Source organism: Streptosporangiales bacterium, assembly GCA_009379955.1.
Classification (GTDB): domain Bacteria; phylum Actinomycetota; class Actinomycetes; order Streptosporangiales; family WHST01; genus WHST01.
This window is the reverse complement of the sequence record WHST01000193.1, coordinates 1-7,343: the sequence shown is the minus strand read 5'-3', so window position 1 is coordinate 7,343 and position 7,343 is coordinate 1. Positions and strand designations below refer to the sequence as shown.

The following is a 7,343-nucleotide window of genomic DNA, read 5'->3' as shown; positions in this document are numbered from 1 at the left end:
TGATCGCTGATCGCTGAGCATCAACGACGAGCACGACCACCTCACTCATGCCGGCACACGGCCCGCCACGCTAACCGCCCAGCAGCCCCATCAGCGCCGCGGCGCGGCGGATTCGCCAATACGGACCCACGCTCCTAGCCGCCGTTGAGGTGACAGCAGGCGGCCGTAGGGTGCACGTCATGGCCATCGCGCGCTTCAAGAAGGTCTGCCTCGACGCCGTGGACCCGATGCGGCTCGGTCCGTTCTGGGCCGACATCCTCGACCTCCGGTGGGAGCCCGCCGACTGGGGCGAGGGTGGCCTCTACGGACCCGAGCCGCAGTGCAGGGTCTGGGTCAACAAGGTCGACGAGCCGAAGACGGTGAAGCACCGCGTCCACCTCGACATGTACGCGGTCAGCCTCGCGGGTCTGCAGGCCCTGGGATCACAGGTCGATGTGCCCGAGGGTGACGACCGCACGTGGACGGTCATGACCGATCTGGAGGACGGCGAGTACTGCGCGTTCCTGCGCAACGAGCTACCGGCAAACCGGTTGCACGGCCTCGTCGTCGACTGCGTCGACCCGAGGGCTCAGGCGCGCTGGTGGGGCGAGGTCTACGGCGCCATGGTCATCGACAACGAGCGTGGCCACTCGACGATCGAGAACGTGCCCGACATGCCGATCCTCACGATGGACTTCTGCCCGGTGCCGGAACCCAAGACGGCGAAGAACCGCATCCACTGGGACGTCGCCGTCAGCGACCTCGACCGCATGGTCGACATGGGCGCGACCGTCCTGCGGTGGAAGGGCGACGACGGGATCGCGTGGCACGTGCTGGCCGACCCCGAGGGCAACGAGTTCTGCGCGTTCGACGCCTGACCGGCCACGGGCAGCGGCAGGCGTCAGGGGGAGGAGAGGTCCATCTCGCCGAGCTCGTCGCCGAGTCGGCGCCGGGCGGCTGCGAGCCGGTCGGTGTAGTCGGCGGCGAAGATCGCGTCCACGTTGGTGTCGAGGGTGGCGCTGATCGCGAACAGCGCCGACCACACCGCGCGGTCGTCGACGACCCGGTAGAACTCCGCGGAGTTCTCCATCCGTTCGAGCCAGTTGCTCAGGACCAGTGCCTGGTCGGCGGACAGGGTGATTGTCACGTCTCCATCGCCCATCGCCGCACCGTAGTCGATCGGGCTCCCGTGAGTGAGTGTGGCCGACGCGTCGGGCGCGTCACTCACTCCGGAGAGGTGGGCGCGGCCGGCTCCCGCGCACGGGCGGGTCATGGGTCGGTAAACGATAAATCCATTTGTGAGTGAGTACTCACTCAATTAGTCTCGAACCATGCCATCCAGGACGGGACGGGCGGCGCCGCTGCCTCCTGACGCGCGGCGCGCGGCGATCATCGAGGCGACACTGCCGCTCGTCCGCGCCCACGGGTACGCGGTCAGCACCAGGCAGATCGCCGAGGCCGCGGGTGTCGCCGAGGGCACCCTCTTCCGGGCGTTCCCGGACAAGCGCTCACTCATCGAGGCCGTGGTCGTCAGCGCCTTCGACCCGCGTAGCGGCGTGCGGGCGCTGCAGGAGATCGACCGCGCCGCGCCGCTCGAGGAGCGCGTCACGACGATGGTCGAGCTGCTGCGCAGCGGCATGGAGAGCACCTGGCAGCTCTTCGCCGCCCTCCGCGCGAGCCAGCCGGGCGACGTCGTGCAGAGCCATCCGCCGATGTCGAGGTTCGAGGCATGGGACGTGCTGACCGCGGCGGTGGCCGAGGTCTTCGAACCCGACGCGCACCGTCTCGTGGTCGGATCGAACCACGCCGCTCGCGTGCTCGGCGCCATGGTCATCATGGCGTCCCGCCCGTTCGGAGACGAAGCGATGCACGCGTCGGCCCTCCCGCTGGAGGAGATCGTCGACGTCTTCCTCTACGGTCTCGTCGACCGCGACGAGACGAGACCGTCACACCCGTCATCGGACAGGAGCCGTTCGTGCTGATCCGTCTGCTCCGCGCGAAGCTGCAGCCCTACCGCGGAGCTCTGCTCATCGTGGTCCTGCTGCAACTGCTCGGGACCATCGCCTCGCTGTACCTGCCGAGCCTCAACGCCGACATCATCGACAACGGCGTCGCCCGCGGCGACACGAACTACATCCTCACCATCGGCGCGTACATGCTCGGGGTCTCGCTGGCGCAGATCGTCTGCTCCATCGGCGCGGTCTACTTCGGTGCGCGCACCGCGATGGGCTTCGGCCGTGACGTCAGGTCGGCGGTGTTCCACCGAGTCGGCGAGTTCTCCGACCGCGAGGTGAACCACTTCGGTGCACCGTCGCTGATCACGCGATCGACGAACGACGTCCAGCAGGTGCAGATGCTCGTGATGGTGAGCGCCACCCTGATGGTGATGGCGCCGATCATGTGCGTCGGCGGTGTCGTGATGGCGCTGCAGGAGGACATCGGGCTCTCCTGGCTCCTCCTGGTCTGCGTGCCCGTCCTGCTGATCGCGATCTCGCAGATCGTGGTGCGCATGGTGCCGCAGTTCCGGGCCATGCAGGTGAAGATCGACGCCGTCAACCGCATCCTGCGCGAGCAGATCACCGGCATCAGGGTGGTCCGCGCGTTCGTGCGGGAGCCGTTCGAGCGCGACCGGTTCGCCGTCGCCAACGACGAGCTCACCGGCACGGCCCTGCGCGCCGGTCGGCTGATGGCGCTGATGTTCCCGACCGTGATGCTCGTCCTCAACGCGTCGAGCGTGGCGGTGCTGTGGTTCGGCGGCCACCGGGTCGACGCCGGTCAGGTCGAGATCGGCTCGCTGATGGCGTTCCTCAACTACCTGATGCAGATCCTGATGTCGGTGATGATGGCGACCTTCATGGCGGTCATGGTGCCGCGGGCGGCGGTGTCGGCCGAACGGATCATGGAAGTGCTCGACACCGACTCGTCGGTGAAGCCGCCCGCCTCGCCGGTCACCGAGATATCGCTGCGCGTGGAGCTGGTGCTCGACGGCGTCGAGTTCCACTACCCGGGCGCGGACGAGCCGGTGCTGCGCGACATCTCGTTCCGCGCGAGACCCGGGCAGACCACCGCGATCGTCGGGAGCACCGGCGCGGGGAAGACGACGCTCGTCTCCCTCATCCCGCGACTGTTCGACGCCACGCGGGGCAGCGTGACCGTCGACGGCGTCGACGTGCGCGAGCTTGAGCCCGACCTGCTGTGGAGCAGGATCGGCCTCGTCCCGCAGCGGCCGTACCTGTTCACCGGCACGGTGGCCTCCAACCTGCGCTACGGCAACCCGGACGCCACCGACGAGCAGCTGTGGGAGGCGCTCGAGGTCGCCCAGGCGAGAGACTTCGTCGAGGCGATGACGGGCGGCCTCGAGGCACCGATCGCCCAGGGCGGCACCACCGTGTCGGGGGGTCAGCGGCAGCGGCTCGCGATCGCCAGGGCCCTGGTCCGCAAACCCGAGATCTACCTGTTCGACGACTCGTTCTCCGCACTCGACCTCTCGACGGACGCGCGGCTCCGCGCGGCCCTGCGGCCGCTGACGCGTACGTCGACCGTCCTCATCGTGGCGCAACGGGTGTCCACGGTCGTCGACGCCGACCAGATCATCGTGCTCGACGACGGCGTGATCGTCGGGATCGGCACCCACGCCGAGCTGCTGGAGACCTGCCCGACGTACGAGGAGATCGTCTCCTCGCAGCTCACCGAGAGGGAAGTGGCATGACCGCCCCGCGCTCCGAGACGCCCGCGGCCGACGGCGCGTCCGCCGCCAAGGCGCCGGCCAGGCCGAAGTTCGGCCCGACGCAGCGCACCGGCGGCGGACCCTGGGGTGGCCAGGGCATGCCGGCAGAGAAGGCGATGAACTTCGGCCCGTCCGCCCGCCGGCTGATCGGCCGGATGGCGCCGGAGCGGATCGCGGTGATCGCCGTCCTCGTGCTCGCCGTCGCGAGTGTCGCGCTGTCGGTCATCGGGCCGAAGATCCTCGGCCACGCCACCGACCTCATCTTCAGCGGCGTCTTCGGCAAGAACCTGCCGGCCGGTCTCACCAAGGCACAGGTGATCGCCGCGGCGCGGGCACGCGGTGACGACGAGATCGCCGACCTGCTCTCCGGCATGGACGTCGTGCCTGGCCAGGGCATCGACTTCCACGCTCTCGGCATGGTGCTGCTCGGTGTGCTCGCGCTGTACGTCTTCGCCTCGGTGCTGAGCTGGCTGCAGGGGTACGTCCTCAACGGCGTCGTCCAGCGCACCATCTTCACGCTGCGCTCCGACGTGGAGGACAAGCTGCACCGGTTGCCGCTCGCGTACTTCGACAGGCAGCCCCGTGGCGAGGTGCTCAGCCGGGTGACCAACGATATCGACAACGTCAGCCAGAGCCTGCAGCAGACGATGAGCCAGCTGGTCATCTCGCTGCTCACGGTCGTCGGCGTCCTGGTGATGATGGTCGTCATCTCGCCGATACTCGCGCTGATCGCGCTCGTCGCCGTCCCGTTGTCGGTGCTGCTCACCGCCCAGATCGCCAAGCGGTCGCAGAAGAAATTCGTCGCGCAGTGGCGGCACACCGGCGAGCTGAACGGCCAGATCGAGGAGGCGTACACCGGCCACGCACTGGTCAAGGTCTTCGGCCGGCAGCGCGAGATCGAGGAGACGTTCAGGCAGAAGAACGAGGAGCTCTTCCGCGCCTCGTTCGGCGCCCAGTTCATCTCCGGCATCATCATGCCGTCGATGATGTTCATCGGAAACCTCACGTACGTCGCGATCGCCGTCGTCGGCGGTCTCCGCGTCGCGTCGGGCACGATGTCGCTCGGCGACGTGCAGGCGTTCATCCAGTACTCCAGGCAGTTCACCCAGCCGCTCACCCAGGTGGCGTCCATGGCCAACCTGCTGCAGTCCGGGGTGGCGTCCGCGGAGCGGGTGTTCGAGCTGCTCGACGAGGACGAGCAGGTGCCAGACCCCGTCGACGCGCGGCCGGTCAGCGCGCCGCGCGGGTGCGTCGAGTTCGAACACGTGTCGTTCCGGTACGACGCCGACCGACCGCTCATCGAGGACCTGTCGCTCATCGCGTCACCCGGCCAGACGGTCGCGATCGTCGGTCCGACCGGCGCGGGCAAGACCACGCTGGTCAACCTGGTCATGCGGTTCTACGAGCTCGACGCCGGCCGCATCACGCTCGACGGCGTCGACACGGCGCAGCTGACCAGGGCCGACCTCCGGTCGAAGATCGGCATGGTGCTGCAGGACACCTGGCTGTTCGGCGGCACCATCCGCGACAACATCGCGTACGGCCGGCCCGACGCGACCGAGGAGGAGCTGCTGCGCGCCGCCGAGGCGACGTACGTCGACAGGTTCGTGCACTCGCTGCCGGACGGCTACGACACCGTGATCGACGAGGAGGGCAGCAACGTCAGCGCCGGGGAGAAGCAGCTGCTGACGATCGCGCGCGCGTTCCTCGCCGACCCGGCGCTGCTGATCCTCGACGAGGCGACGTCGTCTGTCGACACCCGCACCGAGCTGCTCGTCCAGCACGCGATGGCTGCGCTGCGCACGGACCGTACGAGCTTCGTCATCGCCCACCGCCTGTCGACGATCAGGGACGCCGACCTGATCCTCGTGATGGAGGCCGGCCGGATCGTCGAGCAGGGCACGCACGCCGAGCTGCTCGAACGCCACGGTGCGTACGCCGCGCTGTACGAGGCGCAGTTCGCGTCGTCGTTGACCGACCTGGAGGAGACCGGCGACGAGTCGACCAGGGTGATCGGGGCACCGACCTGATGACGGACGGGTAACCGGGACACGGGAGGTCGGCATGGAGTTCGCATACGTCTCCAGGCGGCCGCCGGCGCAGTTGCGTCGCTACGTCGAGTCGGTCTGGTACGCGCGCGGGCGCATCGACTACCCGCGTGAACGCATCGCGCCCACCGGGTCCACCGTCGCCGTCGTCGTGCTCGGCGCGCCGATCCGAGAGATACCCGACGACGGTCGCGGGATACCGTACGTCGCCGACCGGGGCCTCCTGCTCGGTCCTCACGACCGGCCGGTGGTCAACGAGCCGACGGGGGAGACCCACTGCGCCGGCGTGGTGACGACCGCGGTGGGGTGCCATGCCGTGTTCGGCGTCGACCCGGCGCCGCTTCGCGGACGGGTGGTCGACCTCGACCTCGCCTGGCCGCGCGCCGTCGCGCTGCGGCGCACGTTGCTCGGCCTCGCGGACGCCGAAGCGTCGATCGACGCCGTCTGCGCCACCCTGGTCGAGGGACTCGGTCCCGGGCGTCACGGGATCACCCGCATCGCGGCCGCCGTCCGTGCGCTCGAGGACGACCCGTGCCGGTCGATCGGCGACCTCGCCGCGCATCTCGGGGTGTCCCACGGCTTCCTCGACCGTGAGTTCACCGCGGTCGTGGGGCTCAGCCCGCGCGCCCTGTCGCGGATCCTCCGGCTGCGGGTGCTGCTGTCGAGCCTCGACGTCTACGCGCCGGTCGACTGGACGTCGCTGGCTGCGGGGCTGGGCTGGTTCGACCAGAGTCACCTCATCCGCGACTTCAAGCGCCACACCGGGGTGACCCCGTCGCAGTACGTGGCGGCCCAGCGCGGTGGCTTCACCCCGGATCAGGCCGAGCCCGGGTTCGTCCCGGAGAGGTGAAATCCATCCAAGACAGGGTGCGCGTCCGGCCGGCAGGGTGACGTCATGGCAGATCCGAAGGACACGCTGGCCAGCCAGTTGCGCAACATCGAGCAGGCGACCGGCCGCACGGTCGGCGAGTGGACCGAGCTGATCGCGGCGTCGGGCAACGTCAGGCACGGCCGGATCGTGGCGTTCCTCAAGAGTGAGCACGGGCTCACGCACGGGAACGCGAACGCTCTCGCGCGCGAGGCCGTGGCGAACGGGGCGGGCGGGCCGTCGGCGGACGCCGACCTGCTCGACGCGCAGTTCCGCGGCGCCAAGGCGGCGCTGCGGCCCGTCCACGACGAACTCGTGCTCGTCGCGTCGGCGCTTGGCGGCGACGTCGGCGTGGCGGTCAAGAAGACGGGTGTGAGCCTGCGCAGGAAGAAGCAGTTCGCCTTCGTCAACGCCCCGTCCGCCGGACGGATCAGGCTGGGCCTCAACCTGCGTGACGAACCGCCGACTCCCCGGCTGTCGGCCGCCACCGGCATGTGCACCCACCACGTGGACGTCGGGGACGTCCACGATGTCGACGACGAGCTCGTCGGTTGGCTGCGGTCGGCGTACGACCGCGCCGGCTAGATGAATGATTCCGTGAAGCTGCTGGTCAGTGGTCGTAGGCGGTGAGTGATCGTTTGCTGGTGACGCCGGTGGTCCAGTTGTGCCAGATCCCGGCGGCCATGGCCAGCAGGCGTTGGGCGACTCGGGTGAATACCCC

Annotated in this window: 8 protein-coding genes; 6 read left to right on the top strand and 2 right to left on the bottom strand. The window is 69.3% G+C overall.

Annotation, left to right across the window (positions count from 1 at the left end; translation table 11 throughout):
• The first annotated feature begins 179 nt into the window (after positions 1 to 179).
• Positions 180 to 857, top strand: coding sequence for a hypothetical protein (locus tag GEV10_31285; GenBank protein ID MQA82887.1), 678 nt, complete (start codon positions 180 to 182; stop codon positions 855 to 857).
• Between the two features lie 23 nt (positions 858 to 880).
• Here GEV10_31285 and GEV10_31280 read toward each other — a convergent pair whose 3' ends face one another.
• Positions 881 to 1,126 (bottom strand): hypothetical protein, encoded by a 246-nt coding sequence (locus GEV10_31280; protein MQA82886.1) that lies wholly within the window; start codon positions 1,124 to 1,126, stop codon positions 881 to 883.
• 184 nt (positions 1,127 to 1,310) lie between these two features.
• On the opposite strand from GEV10_31280, the gene GEV10_31275 reads away from it, so the two are divergent.
• Genes GEV10_31275 through GEV10_31255 form a run of 5 tightly spaced genes read left to right on the top strand, consistent with a single transcriptional unit; the run spans position 1,311 to position 7,207 of the window.
• Positions 1,311 to 1,961, top strand: a complete 651-nt coding sequence (locus GEV10_31275; protein MQA82885.1) for a TetR family transcriptional regulator — start codon at positions 1,311 to 1,313, stop codon at positions 1,959 to 1,961.
• Positions 1,955 to 3,688: an ATP-binding cassette domain-containing protein gene (locus GEV10_31270; protein ID MQA82884.1), complete on the top strand. Its 1,734-nt coding sequence runs from the start codon at positions 1,955 to 1,957 to the stop codon at positions 3,686 to 3,688. The genes GEV10_31275 and GEV10_31270 overlap by 7 nt, the downstream gene beginning before the upstream one ends.
• Positions 3,685 to 5,736: an ATP-binding cassette domain-containing protein gene (locus GEV10_31265; GenBank protein ID MQA82883.1), complete on the top strand. Its 2,052-nt coding sequence runs from the start codon at positions 3,685 to 3,687 to the stop codon at positions 5,734 to 5,736. The genes GEV10_31270 and GEV10_31265 overlap by 4 nt, the downstream gene beginning before the upstream one ends.
• A 34-nt stretch (positions 5,737 to 5,770) precedes the next feature.
• Entirely contained in the window at positions 5,771 to 6,604 is an 834-nt protein-coding gene (locus GEV10_31260) for a helix-turn-helix domain-containing protein (protein ID MQA82882.1), read from the top strand.
• 45 nt (positions 6,605 to 6,649) lie between these two features.
• Positions 6,650 to 7,207, top strand: coding sequence for a DUF4287 domain-containing protein (locus GEV10_31255; GenBank protein ID MQA82881.1), 558 nt, complete (start codon positions 6,650 to 6,652; stop codon positions 7,205 to 7,207).
• Between the two features lie 25 nt (positions 7,208 to 7,232).
• On the opposite strand, the gene GEV10_31250 is transcribed toward GEV10_31255, so the two are convergent.
• The coding region (locus GEV10_31250) for an IS982 family transposase (GenBank protein ID MQA82880.1) at positions 7,233 to 7,343 on the bottom strand (111 nt) is incomplete at its 5' end.